This window comes from Polynucleobacter sp. MG-28-Ekke-A2 (assembly GCF_035012985.1).
GTDB lineage: Bacteria > Pseudomonadota > Gammaproteobacteria > Burkholderiales > Burkholderiaceae > Polynucleobacter.
This window is the reverse complement of sequence record NZ_JAYGQU010000007.1, coordinates 91,553-111,969: the sequence shown is the minus strand read 5'-3', so window position 1 is coordinate 111,969 and position 20,417 is coordinate 91,553. Positions and strand designations below refer to the sequence as shown.

General features: G+C 45.2%; 20 protein-coding genes. 11 read left to right on the top strand and 9 right to left on the bottom strand.

The window, feature by feature from the left end; genetic code table 11:
• Nucleotides 1–13 precede the first annotated feature (13 nt).
• Nucleotides 14–1,561, bottom strand: coding sequence for an altronate dehydratase family protein (locus VC188_RS06325; RefSeq protein WP_323483397.1), 1,548 nt, complete (start codon nt 1,559–1,561; stop codon nt 14–16).
• Nucleotides 1,562–1,587: 26 nt separating this feature from the next.
• Entirely contained in the window at nt 1,588–2,550 is a 963-nt protein-coding gene (locus VC188_RS06320; RefSeq protein WP_323483396.1) for a tripartite tricarboxylate transporter substrate binding protein, read from the bottom strand.
• A 54-nt stretch (nt 2,551–2,604) separates the two neighbouring features.
• Here VC188_RS06320 and VC188_RS06315 point away from each other — a divergent pair, with 54 nt between their 5' ends.
• A complete protein-coding gene (locus VC188_RS06315) occupies nt 2,605–3,750 on the top strand; it encodes a mandelate racemase/muconate lactonizing enzyme family protein (RefSeq protein ID WP_323483395.1) in 1,146 nt (381 codons plus the stop codon).
• On the opposite strand, the gene VC188_RS06310 is transcribed toward VC188_RS06315, so the two are convergent.
• Complete coding sequence (locus tag VC188_RS06310) at nt 3,737–4,672, bottom strand: 3-hydroxyacyl-CoA dehydrogenase family protein (protein ID WP_323483394.1); 936 nt, start codon at nt 4,670–4,672, stop codon at nt 3,737–3,739. The genes VC188_RS06315 and VC188_RS06310 overlap by 14 nt on opposite strands.
• A gap of 143 nt (nt 4,673–4,815) precedes the next feature.
• On the opposite strand from VC188_RS06310, the gene VC188_RS06305 reads away from it, so the two are divergent.
• Genes VC188_RS06305 through VC188_RS06290 form a run of 4 tightly spaced genes read left to right on the top strand, consistent with a single transcriptional unit; the run spans nt 4,816 to nt 8,552 of the window.
• Nucleotides 4,816–5,748, top strand: a complete 933-nt coding sequence (locus VC188_RS06305; RefSeq protein ID WP_072583457.1) for an SMP-30/gluconolactonase/LRE family protein — start codon at nt 4,816–4,818, stop codon at nt 5,746–5,748.
• A gap of 1 nt (nt 5,749) precedes the next feature.
• Complete coding sequence (locus tag VC188_RS06300) at nt 5,750–6,484, top strand: GntR family transcriptional regulator (RefSeq protein ID WP_215320167.1); 735 nt, start codon at nt 5,750–5,752, stop codon at nt 6,482–6,484.
• Between the two features lie 6 nt (nt 6,485–6,490).
• A complete protein-coding gene (locus VC188_RS06295) occupies nt 6,491–7,540 on the top strand; it encodes an Ldh family oxidoreductase (protein ID WP_323483393.1) in 1,050 nt (349 codons plus the stop codon).
• Between the two features lie 28 nt (nt 7,541–7,568).
• Nucleotides 7,569–8,552, top strand: coding sequence for a tripartite tricarboxylate transporter substrate binding protein (locus VC188_RS06290; RefSeq protein WP_323483392.1), 984 nt, complete (start codon nt 7,569–7,571; stop codon nt 8,550–8,552).
• Between the two features lie 21 nt (nt 8,553–8,573).
• Here VC188_RS06290 and VC188_RS06285 read toward each other — a convergent pair whose 3' ends face one another.
• Nucleotides 8,574–9,275 carry a pirin family protein gene (locus VC188_RS06285; RefSeq protein WP_323483391.1) on the bottom strand — a complete coding sequence of 234 codons (702 nt, stop codon included), beginning with the start codon at nt 9,273–9,275 and terminating at the stop codon, nt 8,574–8,576.
• 86 nt (nt 9,276–9,361) lie between these two features.
• Here VC188_RS06285 and VC188_RS06280 point away from each other — a divergent pair, with 86 nt between their 5' ends.
• Nucleotides 9,362–10,771, top strand: coding sequence for a TAXI family TRAP transporter solute-binding subunit (locus tag VC188_RS06280; RefSeq protein WP_323483390.1), 1,410 nt, complete (start codon nt 9,362–9,364; stop codon nt 10,769–10,771).
• A gap of 4 nt (nt 10,772–10,775) precedes the next feature.
• Here the strand turns inward: VC188_RS06280 and VC188_RS06275 are convergent, their stop codons facing one another.
• The 3 genes from VC188_RS06275 to VC188_RS06265 all read right to left on the bottom strand — a co-directional run bounded on the left by VC188_RS06275 (nt 10,776) and on the right by VC188_RS06265 (nt 12,964).
• The gene (locus tag VC188_RS06275; protein WP_323483389.1) at nt 10,776–11,234 is read right to left on the bottom strand and encodes a phosphate-starvation-inducible protein PsiE; all 459 of its coding nucleotides are present in this window, start codon (nt 11,232–11,234) and stop codon (nt 10,776–10,778) included.
• Nucleotides 11,235–11,342: 108 nt separating this feature from the next.
• On the bottom strand, nt 11,343–12,617 hold the full coding sequence (locus tag VC188_RS06270) for an NAD(P)/FAD-dependent oxidoreductase (RefSeq protein WP_323483388.1): 1,275 nt from the start codon (nt 12,615–12,617) through the stop codon (nt 11,343–11,345).
• A gap of 14 nt (nt 12,618–12,631) precedes the next feature.
• Nucleotides 12,632–12,964, bottom strand: coding sequence for a c-type cytochrome (locus tag VC188_RS06265; protein ID WP_251368445.1), 333 nt, complete (start codon nt 12,962–12,964; stop codon nt 12,632–12,634).
• A 180-nt stretch (nt 12,965–13,144) separates the two neighbouring features.
• On the opposite strand from VC188_RS06265, the gene VC188_RS06260 reads away from it, so the two are divergent.
• The 5 genes from VC188_RS06260 to VC188_RS06240 all read left to right on the top strand — a co-directional run bounded on the left by VC188_RS06260 (nt 13,145) and on the right by VC188_RS06240 (nt 18,389).
• Nucleotides 13,145–14,866 carry a glycosyl transferase gene (locus VC188_RS06260; RefSeq protein ID WP_323483387.1) on the top strand — a complete coding sequence of 574 codons (1,722 nt, stop codon included), beginning with the start codon at nt 13,145–13,147 and terminating at the stop codon, nt 14,864–14,866.
• Nucleotides 14,863–16,101, top strand: coding sequence for a sialidase family protein (locus tag VC188_RS06255; RefSeq protein ID WP_323483386.1), 1,239 nt, complete (start codon nt 14,863–14,865; stop codon nt 16,099–16,101). The genes VC188_RS06260 and VC188_RS06255 overlap by 4 nt, the downstream gene beginning before the upstream one ends.
• An 8-nt stretch (nt 16,102–16,109) precedes the next feature.
• On the top strand, nt 16,110–16,712 hold the full coding sequence (locus VC188_RS06250; protein ID WP_323483385.1) for a hypothetical protein: 603 nt from the start codon (nt 16,110–16,112) through the stop codon (nt 16,710–16,712).
• Between the two features lie 75 nt (nt 16,713–16,787).
• Nucleotides 16,788–17,999: a DUF3300 domain-containing protein gene (locus VC188_RS06245; RefSeq protein WP_323483384.1), complete on the top strand. Its 1,212-nt coding sequence runs from the start codon at nt 16,788–16,790 to the stop codon at nt 17,997–17,999.
• 21 nt (nt 18,000–18,020) lie between these two features.
• Nucleotides 18,021–18,389, top strand: a complete 369-nt coding sequence (locus VC188_RS06240; RefSeq protein WP_216191884.1) for a Rap1a/Tai family immunity protein — start codon at nt 18,021–18,023, stop codon at nt 18,387–18,389.
• Nucleotides 18,390–18,449: 60 nt separating this feature from the next.
• Here the strand turns inward: VC188_RS06240 and VC188_RS06235 are convergent, their stop codons facing one another.
• Complete coding sequence (locus tag VC188_RS06235) at nt 18,450–19,439, bottom strand: tripartite tricarboxylate transporter substrate binding protein BugD (RefSeq protein WP_215320145.1); 990 nt, start codon at nt 19,437–19,439, stop codon at nt 18,450–18,452.
• A gap of 94 nt (nt 19,440–19,533) precedes the next feature.
• Nucleotides 19,534–20,379, bottom strand: coding sequence for an HpcH/HpaI aldolase/citrate lyase family protein (locus VC188_RS06230; RefSeq protein ID WP_215320143.1), 846 nt, complete (start codon nt 20,377–20,379; stop codon nt 19,534–19,536).
• Between the last annotated feature and the right edge of the window lie 38 nt (nt 20,380–20,417).

The following is a 20,417-nucleotide window of genomic DNA, read 5'->3' as shown; positions in this document are numbered from 1 at the left end:
TTCTACAGTTCTCTTAGCTCATTACACCAATTTGCCATGGAACAAATTCATAGTCTCCCAGGCCAAGAAGTTCGCTTTTGGAGGCCTCCCCGGAGGCGGTACGCAGAAATAACTCAAATATCCGTTGTCCCATTTCCTGGACGGATACCGTGCCGTCCAAAATCTCACCGCAATTGATATCCATGTCTTCAGTGAGGCGCTGATACATTGGGGTATTGGTGGCTAGTTTGATACAGGGCGCAGGCTTAGAGCCAAACATAGACCCGCGGCCGGTAGTAAAGGCAATCAGGTTGGCGCCTCCAGCAATCTGGCCGGTGGCCGATACAGGATCAAACCCCGGAGTATCCATAAATACGAAGCCTTTGGTGCTCACTGGCTCTGCATACTTATAGACTTCCATTAGAGGACCAGTGCCGCCTTTCATGGAGGATCCTAGAGATTTCTCAAAAATATTAGCGAGACCACCAATTTGATTGCCAGGGCTTACTTGTCCGTTAATTTGCACATCTCTACCAACAGAGTATTCATCTTTCCACCAGCGAATTCGTTTAATGAGCTTTTCACCCACTTCTTTGCTAACAGCGCGGCGGGTAAGGGTATGTTCCACGCCATAGATCTCTGGTGTTTCTGAAAGAATTCCAGTGCCACCATGGCGGGACAAAATATCAATCGCGGCACCTAGTGCGGGATTGGCTGTAATTGAAGAGAAGCCATCGGAACCGCCACACTGTAAGCCAACCGTCAGGTGACTTGCCGACACTGTTTGCCGTTTTGCTTGATTGGCTGCAGGCAAAAGTGCTTTGACAGCTTCGATACCTGCCTCAATGGTTTTGCGCGTGCCGCCCGATTCTTGCATGATAAAGGTATGCAGAGTATTTCCTTCGGCCAGGTCTTCTTGCTCCATCAAGCCTTTTAGTTGATTACGCTCACAACCGAGACCCACAATTAGAGCGGCTGCTAGGTTGGGGTGACGAGCATACCCAGCCATAGTACGGCGAAGCAATTGCATTGGCTCACCACTCATTTCCATGCCGCAGCCTATGTCATGACTAAACGCCACAACGCCGTCTACATTGGGAAAATCTTTCAATCTTTCGGGGGTAAACCAATCTGCAATTTTGTTCACAACGGTTGCTGAACAGTTTACTGTCGATAGGATGCCGATGAAATTACGTGTTCCTACTTTTCCATTGGGCCTGACATAACCCTGAAAAGTAGCGCGTTGATCTTCAGGCAGTAATTGGGTCGGCTTATATTCGCTTGCGTAAGCATAGTCACGATCAAACTCGCGAAACTCGGTATTGTGACTATGTACCATCGTGCCGGGTTCAATGTCAGTATTCGCAAAACCTACCATGACGTTGTATTTCAGAATGGGCTCGCCTTTGAGGATCTTTTTGGTGGCAATCTTGTAGCCAGCAGGCACTTGGCTGCGACTTGTAAAATTCTCGCTAGGAACTTCAGCACCAATTCCAACATCAACCCTTGCGACCACAATATTGTCATTAGGATGCAGGCGAATAATAGGGCCAGCCAGTTTTTTTTCAGAGATTTCAATCATAGGTTTCTTTCGATTCAATAGTTTATTTATTCAGCAGTTGCGCCAGATTTCTTAACAATAGGGGCCCACTTAGCCACTTCGGACTTAATGTAGTCACCCAAATAGTTTGGGGTGCTGGTGACCACTTCAAAGCCCTTGCCATTGATTTGCGCTTTGATTTCTGGATTGTTAAGCACGCTGATTAATTGTGCATTCAGTTTGTCGACAATCACTTTTGGTGTCTTTGCTGGTGCGACGATTGCGTATACAAGCTCAACTTCAAATTTAGGGATGTACTCTGAGATCGCCGGAATTTCAGGGGCGCTTGGAGAGCGTTTAAGACTGGTAATGCCTAGTGGGATCAATTTACCAGAACGCACATAGGGTAAAGCTGCTGGCGTTCCGACGAGCGCAGTTTCAATTTGACCACCAAGTACATCAGTTAATGCTGGTGCGGCCCCCTTATAAGGCACATGCAGAATATCAGTTCCCGCTTGCGTATTAAACAGTTCACCACCTAGGTGAAGTGGGGTCCCAGCACCTGATGAGGCAAAACTCACTTTATTAGGGTTAGCTTTTGCGTAGGCAATGAGTTCTGGAATTGTTTTGAAAGGTGCCGATGGGTTAGCCACAAATAATAGCGATGAAGATGCTACCAAGCTGACAGGAGCAAAATCTTTAACGAGGTTGTAATTCAGTTTTTTGTAAAGCGTTTCGTTAATGGCTTGGGTGCCTACCATCATTAGAAAAAGGGTGTAGCCATCTGGTTTGGAATTGGCTACATACTCAGCAGCAAGATTAGCGCCTGCACCCGGCTTGTTTTCAATAATGATTGGTTGACCAAGGTTTTCGCCAAGCTTGGGAGTAAAACCTCTCGCCAAAACATCAGAAGGCCCACCCGCAGCAAACGGAACGATTAGCTTGATGGGTTGAGTGGGATAGCTCTGCGCCTGTATGCTATTGGTAAAGCCAATGCTAACTAGCGATAATGCTATAAAGATTTTTCTCATGTAATGTTCTCCGTATTCTTATTGTTTATTCTTATTTAAATGTTGTGTAAAAAAATGAAAATCACTCAGGCAACCATCTTCCCGCTTTCAATTCCACTCATTGAGCCAATCAAGATGGCTAAAGAAGTGATTGTGGATGCCAAAACTGTATTGCTTTGCCTCACCGATGAAGAGGGTCGCCAAGGTTGGGGTGAGGCATCTGTTGCACCCCTCATGACTGGTGAGACTCTCGAGAGCCTATTAGCGAGCGTAAAGTATTTGGTAGAAAAAGCACGTGCAATTGAGTGGGGTGATCCTAAGGATTTTTCTAAACTGTTTGATGCAATTTTGTATGGCAATCCATCAGCTAAATCTTGTTTGGAGATGGCATTACTTGATCTGTATACACAGAAAAATTCGATCGCGTTATGGAAATATTTGCGCTCATTTGCCGTAGGCGTTGCTTCACCGGAAGTGGCCGGGATTCCCTTGCTGCGCATGCTTGGCGGTTCATTAGAAAAAGAAATCACTGACGCTAAATCATTTCGTGAAGCAGGATTTAAACATTGGAAAATAAAGATTGGTTCTTTATCGGTTGAAGAGGATTTACGTCGAGTCAAGGCGCTCTCAGATCTGCTAGAGGGTGACGTCATTTCAGTGGATGCTAACGGCGCAATGTCATTAGAAGGGGCTATCCAGTTTTGCACCTCAAAGCAGGCGTGCAAACTGTCATTTGCTGAGCAGCTGATTAACGCAGATTCTGCAATGGCTGATTTCGTCTTGCTCAAGCAGCAATCCCCAATTCCAATTGGCTTGGATGAATCTATCCATGGCACAGATGAGATAGAGGAATTTGTGAAAGCTAAGGCCCTTGATGGCGCCAGTTTAAAACCCATTAAAACGGGTGGAGTACTGGCGGCCTGCAAAAGCGCACAAACCTTGCGAGCAAATAATCTAAAGCTCAACTTAGCTTGCAAAGTAGCAGAAACATCTCTAGCGGGGGCTGCAACAGCAGCCATCGGTTTTGCAATAGGGGATGTGCCTTGGGGATTTAGCATGTCAAATCAATATCTACGCTTTGATATCTGCGATCGTCCATTAACGGCAACGCGTGGCCATCTTGATATCGCTCAATTGAGCTCTATTGGTATCGGGATTACTCCCAACCTCGATCGTGTGAAAGATGCTGTAGCTCAAGGTTACTCAATCATTCAATATTGAGAACGTCAAAAGCCGCCTTCAGCCTACGAGAGTAGGAGTCGGAAACAGTTTTGATTTCTTCTGGGGTCCACTTTCTAAATCCTTCCCCAGCTTTCATACCTGTTTTCCCATCGGCCATAAGTTGAACTACTTTTGGAGGCAGGGCAGTGATATTGGAGAGTGAAGGATAAATTTCCTTAGCGGCATTCGCCATTCCATCCCAGCCTGAAATTTCTTTTTGTGTCATTGGGCCTACAGCCGCGTAACGGAAGCCAAAGCTATATCTCACGGCATCATCAATATCGGCTGGCGTAGCAATTCCTTCTTGCACGAGCGAGAGTGCCTCCCTCATCAAGGCATGTTGAATACGGTTCGCTAAAAATCCAGGAATATCCTTCTTCACCAGGACAGGCTTCTTGTCGATAGCCCGATACAGTTCGCAAGCTTGCTCCGCATATTTAAGTTCTGTTTTTTGTCCCATGACAATTTCAACGAGAGGAACAACTTCTGCAGGCATGAAATAGTGCGCACCCATCATACGGTTTGCAGTTTTGAGGCCTTCTGCAATTTTGCTAATGGGGAAGCCTGAGCTATTACTGCCAATAGGAGTATCTAGTGGCACCACTTGATCAAGGTGTTGGAAAATTTTTTGCTTTAGTTCCAAGTTCTCGGCAACAGTCTCAATCACCCAGGAGAATTGATTCCAGTCCTGCCAATCCTCTAGGACGCCAATGAATTGCTGCTTCTTAATGTCAGCGTCATCTTTAGTGACGTTGTCTCCTACCATGCCTATTTTTTTGGCAAGGCTGATGGCTTTATCCAAGCAGGCGTCAGCCTTGTCTTTTGATCTACCCAGAATGACTACGGGTATGTTTTGGGCGATAAAGCCGGCTGCAATGCCAGCACCCATGATTCCAGTTCCAATAACAGCTACAGATTTCATATTTTTTAAACCTATACGGTTAAGTAATAAATAGAGCAAGATCATTGCTGATCAATAATTACCGTAGGTTATCATTATTTATGGTTTAATTGTTTAATAATAAAACGTACTTATCCGTATAACTTACCCTAGGAGATCTCCCCATGACGATGCATAACCCTTTCCAGCCCGTTGAGAAAATTAAAACGGAAGTGTTTTCAACCATGCCAGAGAAGTTTCGCAAAAAATCCCGTACCGGATGGTCCGATCCTAATCGACAAGGTGCAGAGGTTGAGTGCTTTTTAGAGGGGCCTTCATTCGATCGTGAAGGTAATTTATGGTTTGTTGACATTCCCTTTGGTCGCATTTTTCGCATTGACACCAAGGGCGAGTGGGAGCTAATTACTCAATATGATGGTTGGCCAAACGGCATGAAGTTTCATAAAGATGGGCGCGCTTTCATTTGTGATTACAAAGCAGGTTTGTTAGCGCTAGATCCAAAAACTGGAAAAATTGAAACTATCTTAGGATCAATGTATAGCGAAAACTTTAAAGGCTTGAACGATCTACACTTTGCCTCGAATGGCGATTTGTATTTCACAGATCAAGGTCAGACCGGCATTGCTGACCCAACTGGTCGCGTGTTTAGATTGCGTGCCAATGGGCAGCTGGATCGTTTGGCGCTTAATGTGCCAAGCCCAAACGGCATTACTTTGAATACTCAAGAAAAGCATGTATTCGTAGCGGCCACTAGATCTCAGCAAATTTGGAGATTGCCTTTGATGGCTGACGGCTCTGTTTCCAAGACGGGTGTAGCGATACAGTTAACGGGTGGCGTTGCAGGTCCAGATGGTATTGAAATGGACTCAGAAAATGGTTTGTTGGTGTGCCACCTTGGTATTGGAATCTGGAGATTTGATAACAATATGCTGCCAACCCACTTGATCTACTCTGAGAACCCACATCACCATCATTTGGCTAATATGTGTTTTGGTGGGGCGGATGGAAAAGATCTCTACATTACCGAGTCTTTATCTGGCGATATTCTGAAAGCACGTTTGCCAGTTGCTGGTAAAAAAATGTTTGGACTTTCTTAAATTGAGTGAACGATCACCGTTATATAAGTCTTTAGCCAAAACGCTAGAGCAGCGTATTTATAACGGTGATTGGCCAGTGGGATCCGTCTTGCCTGCCGAGGCGGATCTTTGTAGGGATTTTCAGTCTAGTCGGCATACATTGCGGCATGCACTACAAATTCTGGAATCTAATGGCCTGATTTATCGCCATCAAGGCGCGCCTACAAAGGTGGTGTCTAGACAGCGCTTACGCCGTTTCACCCAAAGCTATAACTCTCCAATTGATATTCTGAGTTATTCACGTGATACCTATCGTCAGAACATAGTCGAAGAATTTATTGAGCTAGATAAGTCCCTAAGCCAGATTGTTGGTGCACCGGTTGGATCATCTTGGTACCACATTGGCGGAATTCGAAAGCGTCAGCAGGCGGAGGAGGTCATAGCCTGGACGGATATTTATATATTGCCCCAGTTTGCTTCGTTGACAAAAGATCCAGAACACACCCAGGTAATGGTGTATGAGCAGATTGAGGAAAAATATGGCGCTCGTATCGAGAGGGCGGAGGTAGATGTATATGCTTCTCAAGTGTCGCCAGAAATTGCGGAAAAACTTCACATCAAGCCTGACACTGCATGTCTGGTCATTATTCGCCGCTATTTTGATGATCAGGATAAATTATTTGAAGTGACAGTAACGCATCATCCGGAGAATAAATATGTTTACAGCATGGAATTTAAAGCGAGCTCAGAGGCTTAAATCAGAATGAACTATTTATCTATAACTGATACAGAGCGTTTTATCTCGAGCGCACTGCAAGCAGAGAAAGTTCCTGCAAGTGATGCAGACATCATTGCCAATCTGATGGTGCAGTCTGATCTCGTAGGCGCTGATGGTCATGGCATTTTCCGTTTGCCCTCCTATTTAAAAAGAATTCGTGCTGGCGGTGTTAATTTGCATCCCAATATTCATATTGAGCACGAGCAGGGTGCAACTGCGTTGATTAATGGTGACAATGCCTTAGGGCACTTAGTCATGAATAGAGCCGTAGACCTCGCTATCGAAAAAGTGAAGCAGCACAGCGTATGTTGGATTGGTAGTCACTACGGCAATCATTCAGGCGCCGCTTCGGTATATGTTCGTAAGCTAGCAGAGCAGGGTTATATCGGTATTTATATGGCTGTTGGTAACGCAAATCATATGGCGCCATGGGGTGGCATTGACTTATTGTTGTCAACCAATCCAATTGCAATTGCAGTTCCAGCAGGCGATGGGCCAACAGTGCTTTTGGATATTGCAACTACTGTAGCGGCCTACGGCAAAGTAAAAGTAGCTGCGCAAAAGGGGGAGTCCATTCCAGATGATTGGATGATTGATCGCCAGGGCAAGCCAATAACGGATCCTAAAAAATCTGCCGAAGGATCTTTATTGCCCATTGGTGGATATAAGGGTTATGGCTTAGCAGTCATGATTGGCTTGCTTGCAGGCGCACTTAATAATGCAGCAGTTGGCAAAGGAACAATTGATTTCAATGCTCACCACGACTTGGTTACAAACACGGGGCAAACGATTATTGCAGTCGATCCAAGTGCGTTTGGTAACACGGAAGAGTTTATAAACAGAGTAATTGTTTTAGTGAATGATTTGAAAAATTCATCAACATTGCCTGGCGTTAAAGAGATTCGTGTGCCAGGTGAGGGCGCAGCAAAAACAATGGCTGAGAGAAGTGAAAGGGGTATCCCTGTTTCGCCCGAGCTACTAGAGGCATTGAATGCTTGCGCTCAGGAATGCGGCATCCCCGCTTTAAGGTTTTAAAAAAATACTAAATTACTGGAGGAGACATATGTTTAAAAAACTAATAAAAAACATAGTAATAAGTGCGGTAGTTGTTCCGGCGGTTGTTCCAGTATTTGTGGGGGCAGCATTGGCTGCCTACCCTGATAAACCCATCAAGATGATGATTGGTTATGCGCCGGGAAGCTCTACTGATATTGTCGGCAGGATGATTGCCAATGATCTCAGTCTTGCTTTAAAGCAGCCCATTATTGTTGAGAATCGTGGCGGCGCAGCAGGAAGCCTAGCAGCAGATGCGGTGGCAAAAAGCGCCCCCGATGGCTACACCATCTTGTTCGCACAAAATGGCCTGGCTATTAATGTGGCAGCCAATCCAAAACTGCCGTTCAATGGCCAAAAAGATTTATTGCCGGTCGTTGGGGTCGCGGCAACTCCTCATATTCTGATTGTCAATAACAACTCACCAGCCAAGAGTGTTGCAGATTTAATAGCAATGCTTAAGGCCGAGCCAGGTAAATTGAGTTTTGGCTCTTCAGGAATTGGTAACTCCGATCATATGGCTGGCGAATTATTTTTAGCCACTACTGGATTACAAGCGATTCATATTCCCTATAAGGGTGGCTCACCCGCTGCTACAGACTTAATGGGCGGGCAGATCGACTTTTATTTCGCAGGCATGCCAGTAGGCCTCCCTTTGTATAAAGGCGACAAGGTAAGGGCATTGGCTGTCACCAGTAAAAATCGTTTTAGTGGCGCCCCAGAATTAGTAACGATTCAAGAGGCGGGCGTTAAGGGTTACGAGATGGCTTTGTGGCAGGGAGTATTTGTTCCTGCCAAAACGCCTCAAGGAATCATCAAGGAGTTAAATAACTCTATTTTGAAGATCCTAGAAACCCCTGAGATGAAGGACCGCTTTCAAAAGGCTGGAGTACAAATTGCCCCGATGAATACTCAGCAATTCTCGGACCTGTATTTTTCAGACATTGCTCGCTGGAAAACGGTGATTGAAAAGGCCAAAATTAAGTTAGATTAACTCTGGCGCTTCAGAAATACGCTAAGCGCTGAGGTCGAATACCAAGACTTCGGCGCTTTTTCCATCAGAGAGTGCTAGTTGGTTTTCCTCCTGCATTAGGAGGGCATCACCGCCATTTAAAACGTGGCCATTCACATCAAGTGAACCACGAATAAGGTGAACGTAGAACTTTCTATTGGGGTCTAATGCTAGCTCGAATGATTGACCCTGATCAAAGAGCCCAGCATATACCTTGGCATCTGCATTAATTTTCACAGCACCATCAGTTCCGGTAGGGGAGGCAATGATGCGCAACTTGCCATCTTTTTCTATTTCTGGAATGGATTTTTGTTCATAGCTCGGCTCAATTTCTAATACATTGGGCTCTATCCAGATCTGTAAAAAATGAGCAGTTTGATCTCTGGCGTGATTGAACTCGCTATGAGTAACTCCACTACCGGCGCTCATGCGTTGGACATCCCCCGGTGGGATTCCTTTGATATTGCCCATACTATCTTCGTGCGCCAACTCTCCAGATAGTACGTAACTGATGATTTCCATATTGCGATGGCTATGCTTGCCAAAACCCATTCCTGCAGCTACGCGATCTTCATTAATGACGCGCAGATTCCCCCAGCCCATAAAGCGGGGGTCATGGTAGCCCGCAAATGAGAAGGAGTGAAAGCTTTTAAGCCAGCCATGGTCGGCATAGCCACGATCCTGGGATTTTCTAAGATTTATCATGTTTTTAGGGTATTAAAAGGCCAATTGAAAGAATCAGAATAAGCCTATTATCATTATCTTTAATGATATTTGTCGATCGGTAGCACATGGGAAGCTTTAAACAAGACATTCAAGAAACGTATCTAGGGCTTTCTGAGAGCGCTCGGGAGAAGTGGGATGACTTTACTCAGTTCCTACAGGAGGCTTGGCCGCTCCTCATTCTCTTGCTAGCAATACTGATGGGGATCTGGTGGTATGCAGATCCGCCCCCTCCCAGACACGTCCTCATGGCCACCGGTTCATCAGGCAGTTCATACGAAGCCCTAGGGAAAAAGTATGTAGAGTTTTTCAGGGCAAAGGGAATTACTCTCGAGCTCGTAGCAACTACGGGAGCACAAGAAAACATTGATCGCTTATCGGATCGGAATGACCCCGTGCAAGTAGCCTTTGTTCAAGCTGGGGTTGATCATGCCAAAGAGGTGACTGGTATTCAGTCTCTGGGCGCAATCGCCTATGACCCGATTTGGTTTTTTTATCGAGGTTCGGAGCTAAAGTCTACCGAGTCAGATTCAGTTGGCGTCGTACTTCAACATTTTGCTAATAAAAAGATTTCTGTGGGAATTGAGGGCAGTGGTACCTATGCTCAGTCAACCAAAATACTGAAGGCCGCCGGCTATGAAAAAGGGGTGCAAGTTTTTAATCTTGCTGGGCATGATGCGGTGAAAGCACTGAAGGCAGGCGAGATAGATGGAACCTTTATTGTGGATTCCTATGATGCCCCCAATGTGCAAGCCTTGTTAAACGATAAGTCTTTGCATTTAGTCACTTTTAAACGTGCAGCAGCCTATGTCAAATTAATGCCTTATCTCAATATTTTGGATGTCCCCCAAGGGGCTTTTAATTTGCCACGTAACTTTCCATCAACTGATATGAAGCTGTTGGCAACCACAACAAATCTATTGATTGATGATCGCATGAATCCGGCGATTCAATTTCTATTTTTAGAAGCTGCCAGACAGATTAATGGCAAAGAATCTTTCTTTGCTGAGCGCGGAGAGTTTCCATCCTTTAAAGATTCCATGTTGCCTGAAAGTCCCGTCGCAATTCATTATGAGAAAAATAATTACCCCTTATTGGTAGCCTATTTCCCGTTCTGGATGGCCGAGCTTATTAATCGCCTCATTTTTGTATTGCTGCCTTTCTGTGTATTGGGCTATCCGCTTTTACAGGCTCTGCCAGGATATCGCGCTAAGCGCATGCAAAATAAGATCAATCGCTTATATGGTTCTTTAAAATCCTTGGAGCAAGAATTACTCAATGGGTTTGACGATCAACAGCGGGATGAGTATCTAAAGAGGCTCAATTTACTTGAGTATCAGGCTTTAAATATTAAAGTTTCTAAGCGCCTGTCTGGCGACTACTATGCCTTACGAGCTAGCATTGATTACGTGCGAAATTGCTTAAATAGGGGCGTACACCCCTATCAATTTGATGAAGGCATTGATCCTGACTTATAGGGCTTTATTCGCTATCACCATTTCTGCTGGGGAATTTAAATGAAGCGTATCGAACGACTGCATTAGCCAGAGCCAAGATGAGAATAGTAAGCCCCATAAAGAGGATCGCCATATCAGCCTCGTGCTTGGTATTAACCAAGTCAATGATCAGGCGAGTAACGGCAGTGATCGCTACATAGATCAAAAAGCGAACTGGCATATGGTTGGTCTTAAAATATATGCCGACCATGGCGCCAATTTCAAGATAGATAAAGAGCAACAGCAGGTCTTCGATTGAAGCCGATCCTTTATTAACCATACCCAGGAATGCAACAGCTGCTGACCAAACGGTTGCAGCACCGATTCCAAATAATGCAATCCGATGGAATAAAGAGACGAACAGATTACCAATAGGGACGGTCCATCTTTCAATGGCATCTTCTATTTTGGATGCATCTTTTGGTGAGGTAGGGGTCATATTCATTAAGCCTCCGAGTTTTTTAATCTGTTTTGTTTAGTATAGGTATCTATGCAGCCAAGTAAACAAAAAAAGAGGCGCCAAGCCCCTTTTTTTTGGAAGTATTGACTTGGATCAACCCAGGCTGTCCGCCCAAATATTGTGAGCCCAGCCCCAGGCATATACCCCTTCAAGTGTTGAGGGTGCTGGAGATAGACCGCCTGCACCATGAACAGGCTCAAAAGTTTTCTTAGCAGCACTGTATTGATGAACGCTAGCCACGTGAATCACTTCTCGTTCGTTCACAAAGCTGTAGCAAGTATTGTTCACTACTGGCGCTGGATTAACTTCCCAATTACTGAGTTCAGCCACAATCGCCGCAGCCGCCACTTTGGCATGTTGATTGGCCATGTGCCCTGACTTAGGCATTGCTGGCGCTACTTGAATCGAGTCACCCAGGACATGAATGTCTTTTTGTGCGGTAGATTCAAAGTTGAGGTAATTCACATTAACCCAGCGGCCATTGGAGTTTGCTAACCCAGTTTTGACGGCAATCTCACCGGCGCTCATCGCCGGTAGAAGATTTAAAACATCAGCCTTAATATCTTCTTGCACTTCAAATTTCAAAGTTTTTGTTTTTGCATCCACGGCGGTGACATTGTATTTGGGCAAATACTCAATCAATCCTGGGTACTGTTCTGCCCACACCTTCTTAAAGAGCGCACCTTTTGAGGTGACATCTTGGTTAGCATCCAAAATGAGAACTTTAGACTTAGGCTTGTGGTGCTTAAGATAGTTTGCTACCTGGCAGGCTCGCTCGTAAGGTCCTGGAGGGCAGCGATAGGGGGCTTCTGGAATACTGATAGCGAAGGTGCCACCATCGCGCATTGCTGCCAGTTGATTGTGTAGGGCTACTGTTTCGGGGCCTGCTTTCCAGGCCTGGAGGGTAACGCCTGCTTTATTGGCTTGAGCCAGTCCTTCAATACTATTCATCATTAAAGCAACACCGGGTGAAACGATCGCTTTGTCATAGCGTAAGGTTTTCCCAGAGGCAAGCTTAACTGTTTTTTTATCGGGGTCGATGCTGGAGACGCTGTCTTGAATGATCTTCACGCCATGACGCTTGCTCAGATTGTCATAAGGGGTCGTGATTTCAGATATTGTGCGTGAGCCACCTACAACTAAATTAGATAGTGGGCAGGAAACAAAGGCAACATTAGGCTCAATCAACGTCACCTTGGCGGTGTTGTTGGAAAACAGGCGTAAATATTTAGCAGCAGTAGCGCCACCATACCCTCCGCCAATGACGATGATTTCTGCCTTTTGTAAATTTGCGTGGGCTTGACCAGAAAAGCCTGCCATCAAACCAAGTGCGGCGGTGCTCTGACCAATAAAGTGTCGACGATCCATGATGGGCTTCCTTATTAGTTCTTGCCAAGTTGATTGGCAATGGTATTGAGCTGTTCTTCGGTATAGCCCTTGGTCAGCTGCGGCATGATAGTGCCTTCTAATGAGCCAGATTTATAAGCCATCAATTTTTCTAATATTTGTGTGTGAGTGAGATTGTTGATGAGTGGGATGTTGCTATCAATAACACCGTTTCCTTCAGTGCCATGACAATTGGCGCAGGTTGCTGCAAGGCTGCGTTTATATAAATTGCTTGCATCTGGATTTTGCGCTAAAGAAAGACTGCTCCATAGACACAATCCAATGTATGTCGATACTACGATTGCGGGTCTTGAAAACAGTGCTCGCATGCGGTTTTTCTCCATTCAAATTATTTTTTTGACTCATAGGTTTATTGCTTTATGAGTATCTTAATCAAGAAATCCTTAAAAAGTAGCGCTTACCTCAGATTCATTTTTCATAAGCTCATTCGAAAATACGGGCCTGATGTGTTTTGTTGGAATTTTCTATAAGCCCTATAAACTACGGGTATGAGAATTTCATTTTCTTACCGTTCCGCCTTATTGATACTCCTTTTAGGTGTATTTACCTACCTTTATGGTTTGGATAGCCGATTTGCACCAAAAAACGGTGATGAGTACCCCTATATGCATATTGTGCGTATGACGGCGGAGTCGAGCCAATGGCTGCCGTTGCGGTCTGAAATGGATGGCATCAAAAATACCAAGCCACCACTGATATTTTGGCAAGGTATTGCTAGTACGAATTGGGCAAGTGAATGGAGTTTGGCAAATTTGCGTTGGCCCAGTGTTCTATATACCGGACTCACAGCATTTTTCTTATTTTTAGCAGTCCAACGTTTCAGTGGAAAAACGCAAACTGGAATATTGGCAGCATTAGTTTGGCTCTCCTTTTTTGCAACCTATCGCTATGGTCGACCATTCTTAGCAGACCCTCCGGAAGTATTTTGGATATCGCTACCATTTATGGCGATTTTGTATTGGGGTAAAAGTGCATTTGAATCTAAATTCTTTTTCCCATTGATGGCGGGGGTTTGTTTTGGCTTTGCACTATTTGCAAAATCTTTTGCCTACATCTTTCCTGCTACTTTTGCTTTGGGGCTGTATTACTGGCGCTGGCGGCAGTGGAGTATTCCTCAGGTACTTATCCGCGACCTATATAAGTTAATCCTGATCGCTGTACTTGCCCTGGGCGTATTTGCCTTGTGGTTTGCCATGGACCCTTATCCAGAAGCTGTTTGGAAAGAGTTTGTACTGGGCGAGAATGCCGGTAAGTTTGCTGCACGCCGGTCTAGTTATTTCATGGATTTGCTGCGCGGTGGCGACAGTATTTGGCTTTTAATTTTGACGACGATTACTAATGCTGGCTTATTTAGCTTTGTGTTGATATCGAGCTTGATGCAATGCTGGCGTGCACGTCGCTTTCTGAATTTAGAAGAGGTTCTATTGCTGCTGTTGATAGCAGCGTTCTCCATTGTGTTCAGCTTACCTAGTCAGCGTTCAGGTCGTTACCTTTTGCCAGTGATGCCAGCGTTTGCGGCGCTAATTGCCTTATATTGGGATAAGTTGCCTTTATGGGGCTTCCGCATTGCCTTGCTTTTGCAATTACTGGTGTTATCGCTCTTGCTATGGATTGGTATCAATCTTCAGTTCTCACAATTTATGGGTGATGCTGGCGCATGGACTTACTCCTATTGTCATTGGATTCTCATGGCGGCAGGAATATTGCTGGTCTTGCTTGGCTTACTGAATCGGCGTTTTACTAAAACCATTTCTTTGGCAGCCTGCTTTTTGGTTTATTGCGGGTTGACTAGTAGTCTTGCTCCATTAGAAGGGCGCTTAGGGCGCTACTCGGCAGAAACGATTGCTCAGTTGCAAGGCGGGGATGTTTGGATTCCTTGTGACTATCGAGCCAAGGATGAGGAGTATCGATTGTTGCTGCCAGGTGCAAAACTGCATGGTTATTTAGCAAAAGATGCTAGTGATGTCGCAACTCTGACATCCGCCTACCCTTTAGTTGCGGTGCATACTTCTTTGGGTGCTCAGCCTGCACTCTGTGATTCTTGTCAGATTGTTGGACAAAGAATGGAGATGAGAGCCCGTCACTCTAATGAAGAAATTCAGGAAATGTTGATGGGGCAGATTGGTAAACATTTATTTGTTAATGAATACCTCATCTCTACACCGGTAGCGAACCCAGATTTATCGAACTTAAAGGATGTTTGTAGATGAGTCGTGTCATTGCTCTTTGTTTTTTGTTGCTTGCTGCAGTGATTGGCTTTCTGCATATTGATAGACGTCCAGTGTGGGCGCCATTTGCTACTCCTTCTTTCCAGGTAGATGAAGTTCTGGATGAGCCCGCAGTAACAAAGACAAAAGATCCCATCAAGATCAATATTCCCGCGCCTCAATCACATTGGCTTCCTTATACTGGCGCTGCCTCAGTCCATGCAGCTTCAATGATTGCCCTCAAGGATGGTGCAGTGAGAGCATTTTGGTTTGCCGGTAGTCGCGAAGGTGCTGCTGATGTATCGATCTACAGCTCCGTATATGACTCGAGGACTTCTGGCTGGAGTGCGCCCATTGTTGTGATGGATCGCATTAGTGCAGAGAAGGGGCTTTCACGTTATATCGCTAAGTTAGGCAATCCTGTACCGGCCAGATTGGCTGATGGTCGTCTGCAATTGTTCTTTGTTACCGTCTCTATTGGTGGTTGGGCGGGTAGCTCAATTTCTGCAATAACTTCGGATGATGAAGGTTTGACATGGAGTAAGCCGCAACGCCTTATTAGCTCCCCGTTACTGAATTTAAGTACCCTCGTGAAATCCCCTAATGTAATGTTCGCTGATGGCCTACTAGGCTTGCCTGCCTATCATGAATGGATAGGGCGTTTTGGCGAGTTTCTAAGAATAGAGGCAGGTCAAGTAATCGATAAACGTCGTATGAGTTCTGGACGCGGAGCGATTCAGCCACTCGTATTTGTCAATGACGCGCAAGATGCCAGTGCTTATTTTCGACAAACACGAAGCTCTGGCTTACCAAAGCAAATCCCGGTTAGTCATACCCAAAATGCGGGTCAAACATGGCATCAGTCAGAAGATTTGGCCATTGCCAATCCCAATTCTGCAGTTGCTGGACTTGTTCTTAAAAGTAGCGCTCGCATTTTGGTTTTAAACAATATTGAAAATGGGCGTTATCGTTTGGTCTTACTGATGAGCGATGTCAAATCTGGACAGTGGCAAACCATTGAGGTATTGGAGGACGATGAAGCGATACCTGAAGCTCAACGTAAAGAATTCTCATACCCTTACTTAATCACCGTAGACGGTGACGATGCGCATTTGGTTTACACCTGGGATCGTAAGAAAATTCGGCATCGTTATTTTTCTGGTGCTTGGCTAAGACAGGCCCATCAACAAATAAACAGCGCTGAAGCAGATCCAGCTCATCAGGAGGTGCAGCAATGAATCAGCTCATGCAAATCATAGCTTTGATTGAATTGTCTATTTCTTGTGCGGTAGTGGGTATTTGGATCTTGCAAAAGTTTTCTTCAAATCCTTTTCCATTTGCTATAAAAGTATTTTTAGTCCTTCTGATGGGAAATATTCTGTTTTGGCCATTTGGTATGAATTTACCCTTGGTGGCTTATGTACGCGGCTTGACTGGTGATCTGAGCATCGTGCTGACTTTATTGTTGTGGAGCTCATTGCTACCAGCCAATAAGCCTACGCCAATTGCTTTCAAATTTTCCGTGGCAATCATCTCCCTATGTTTTTATCCATTTGCCTTGGGCTTGGGAATGATCGACCCTTATGCATGGGGCTATGGATCCATAGCATTCTTAATTGGGGTCCTATTTTTTGCCCTAGTGTGTGGCTTGGCAGGCTGGACGAAGGGTATATGGATTATTGCTATCGCCATTCTGGCTTGGACAGTCCACTGGCATGAGTCTGCCAATCTTTGGGATTACTTGCTGGATCCATTCTTGGCTATTTGGGCTCTGTTTGCTCTTATAGGGGCCATCTATAGAAGGCGTAGAGATAAAGCTCGCTCTGGATACTTATTTAGACCGGGCTAATGCCCAAAGCATTGCAAAGTAGTAGAGTGGGTTAAATCTAGTGAGCTATTTATTTAGAACAATATTGAGGCGGATATGAAGCGGACAAGTCAAAAAACTATTCCTGCGCAGAATGCAAAAGTTGGATTGCTAACGCTGGCATCGATCGCTTTAGGATCTCTTCTGAATGGATGCGTTATGAATCCTGGACCGTATCAATCAAGTGGCTACTATTATCCTCAGGGTTATATGCAAAGTGGCGGATCTGGTAGTCCTGGCTATACCCAGGATTCAAGCTATAACGCAGGCCCACAAACTATTTCTTCAGAGCAATTGCAGTCCTTAGTTTCGCCAATAGCGCTATATCCCGACTCCTTGCTCTCGCTGATGCTTCTAGCCTCAACGTACCCCTTAGAAGTTGCTGAGGCCTATAACTGGCGCACTAGCAATGCTTCATTGAAGGGCGACGATCTACAAAATGCGCTCAAGGCACAAAGTTGGAACGACAGCGTGAAATCCTTAATATCGTTCCCAGAAGCATTCAATATGATGGGCAGCAAATTACAGTGGACCCAGAATCTTGGCAATGCTTATAAGCTCCAGGCTGCTGACACAATGCAAGCGGTTCAAATCCTTAGAAAAATGGCTATCAAAGCTGGTAACCTTAAGTCTAATAGGCAAATTACTGTCACTACCGATGCGGGTGGTAACGTCTTGATTAGCCCGGCTAATACAAAAGTGGTTTACGTTCCAAGTTATAGTCCAACAGTTGTTTATGGATCATGGCCCTATCCAGAGTACCCACCATATCCTGTCTATGACCCTGCTTGGGGTCTGATGACTTTTGGCCTAGGCTTTGCGATCGGAGATGCTTTCTGGTCATCCCCCAATTGGAACAATGGCACGATTAATTCCACAACAATTAATGCCTCAGGGCGTGTACCTTCTCGGGCAATTATCGGACCAGCAAACATTGCTAACCAACAGCGCTTACTAAACGATTGGAAAAATAACGCCACTCCAGGCGAGAGGCAGGCGGCCAGAATGGATGGTCAACGCGCTAACAATGCTTTTCAGAAAGATGCAACTCCTGAAGAAAGAAATCAAGCAGCACGTTTAAATCAAGAAGCACGCAATGATGCCCAGATGGATAGATCTAATCCCAATATCTATCGCGAGGCCGCTCAAGAAAACGCTTTGCGAGATCAAGCCCGCTTTGATGGCAATCAAGATCGCTCACGTAGCTTTGATAACGGTGGGCGAGATGGTGGATTTGGCGGTGGCCACATGAGCGGTTTTAGGCGTTAACCTTTATTGAGAGAAAGAATCATGAAAACATTCATAGCAACATTCGTAGTTATTGCATCCATCCTGTCCTTTGCCCCAACTGCATTTGCGCAGAAGGATCTCCCAGCAGATGATGCTAGTACTGCTGCATTTGTTGAGCTCTGTAAAAATCCTGATGATGAGCAAGGCCGCAGTTTTTGTTTTGGCTTTGGCGAAGGAGTGTATCAGGGATACTTAGCGAATCGTCGTCCAGACGCCAAGCCAGCCATTTGCTTTGCAAATAAGAGCGAGACTCGTAATGAGGTCTTGCAAAAGTTCCTGGCGTGGTCCAAGACAAACCCTCAGTTTAATAAAGAGAAAGCAGCTAAAACTTTAGTGCGTTTCTTTACTGATAATTACCCCTGTAAATAAGAACTCAGCACAATAAAAAAGCCAGCGAGATGCTGGCTTTTTTATTTCTAAGGTAAGCCCTTAATCCGCATAGGCTCCAGCCTTGCGAATTACAGGACCCCATTTATTAATCTCAGCCTCAAGATGTTCTTGCAAGCCTTTTGGAGTTCTCTTGGCTGGTGAAACAATTTCAATATTGGACTCTGCTAAACGAGCCTTTACTTCAGGGTCATTCAAAGCAACGTTAAGCGCCTTATTGATTTTAGCGACGACTGCAGGAGGCGTGCCTTTAGAGACATACATACCATGCCAAACTTTGACATCAAAGCCTTTAAGGCCTTGCTCATCCAAGGTAGGGATATTTGGTAAGGCTGGCAGGCGTTTTGGTGTGGTAACACCATAGGCTTTTACTAAACCATCTTTAATATAGGGAACAGTCTGTGTGGTCTGATCGCAGAGTAGGTCAACCTGGCCGCCAAGCAAATCGGTTAATGCAGGGCCAGTTCCTTTGTAGGGAACGGTTGTTAATTCCACGCCTTCGCGCGACATAAATAAAAGGCCACATAACTGAGATACCGCACCAGGACCAGCGTTTGCCAGCGTCACTTTATCCTTATTGGCCTTGATGTAAGCCTCTAATTCTTTAAAGTTGTTTGGTGGGAAGTTCTTGCGACCCAAAAGTACCATTGGTACATCCACGACTTGGCCGATGTATTCAAAGTCCTTCATTGGATCAAAGTTCAATTTTTTATACAAAGCCGGTGCGGTAGCCATACCCATGTGATGAATGAAAATCATATAACCATCTGGAGCGGAGCGCGCAACACGGGTGGCTGCAATGGTGCCACCAGCACCAACAGTGTTTTCAACAATAACGGTTTGGCCCAATTCTTTACCCATCGGCACGGCAATCAGACGAGCAACAGCGTCTGTAGGTCCGCCAGCAGCAAACGGCACAACCAATGTGACGGGCTTATTTGGATAGGGATCTGCAGCTAACGCATTACCTGCAATAAATCCTAGGGTAGCGATTGCACAGAAACCGGCAAATAGTGATTTACGTAATTTCATTTTTGTCTCTAGTAGTAGTTATAAAAATTATATGAGTGCAAAACAACTCAGAGTTATTTTGCCAGTTTTGCAACTCTTTAGACAGAGGAAACTCTTAGTGTTTACCAGCAATAGCCAGGGTTCTTTTAGCCAGCAACACAACTGGGCGATCTATCATGCGGCCATCGAGCTTTACTGCACTGCCCTTGGAGGTCATATCTGCCTCAATAACCCGTTGGGCCCAGGCCAGATCTTCTTCAGTTGGGATAAATGCCTTGATGACGATAGCCACTTGTTTTGGGTGAATACAGAGTTTTCCACCAAAACCCATACGTTTTGCACGCTCTGCGTCATCGGTAATGCGCTCAATGTCGTCAGTGGATGGTGTAACTCCATCAATAGGAGGGGCAATCTGTGCAAGTCGTGATGCTAAAACGATCTGGAAACGTGCTGTTTGCAATTCCGTTTCTTGAAGATCACAGACCATGCCTAGATCCGCTTGTAGATCTAAATTACCCAAAGCAAGGCGAATCACCTGATTGGAGTTTGCAATTTCTTTTAGTTTATCCAGCCCAATTGCCGTTTCAATCATGGGAATAATTGCGGTATTAGGAAGTATGAGGGCGGCGCCATTAATTTGGTCGAGCGATTCACTCTTGGGAATTAATAGGCAGGCAACTTCAAGTTGTTGCGCAAGAATTAGGTCAGCCGAATAAAATTTACTACCAGGTGAATTTGTGCGAATGACTAGACGCTTCTTTTGCTCAGGGCTAAAGCTAGGCCATGCTGTACGAATGGCGTCACGTGCATTCTCTTTATCTTCCTCTGCAACGGCATCTTCTAGATCCAAGACAACGCCGCTAGCGCCACTATCGAGGGCTTTCATAAAACGTTCAGGACAAGTGCCCGGTACAAATAGAAAGTTAGTGCTAAAGCCTAGCGGTGTATCAAGTGGGTTCATATCAACCTAAAAAAATAAGGGGGCGAATAGTAGATTTG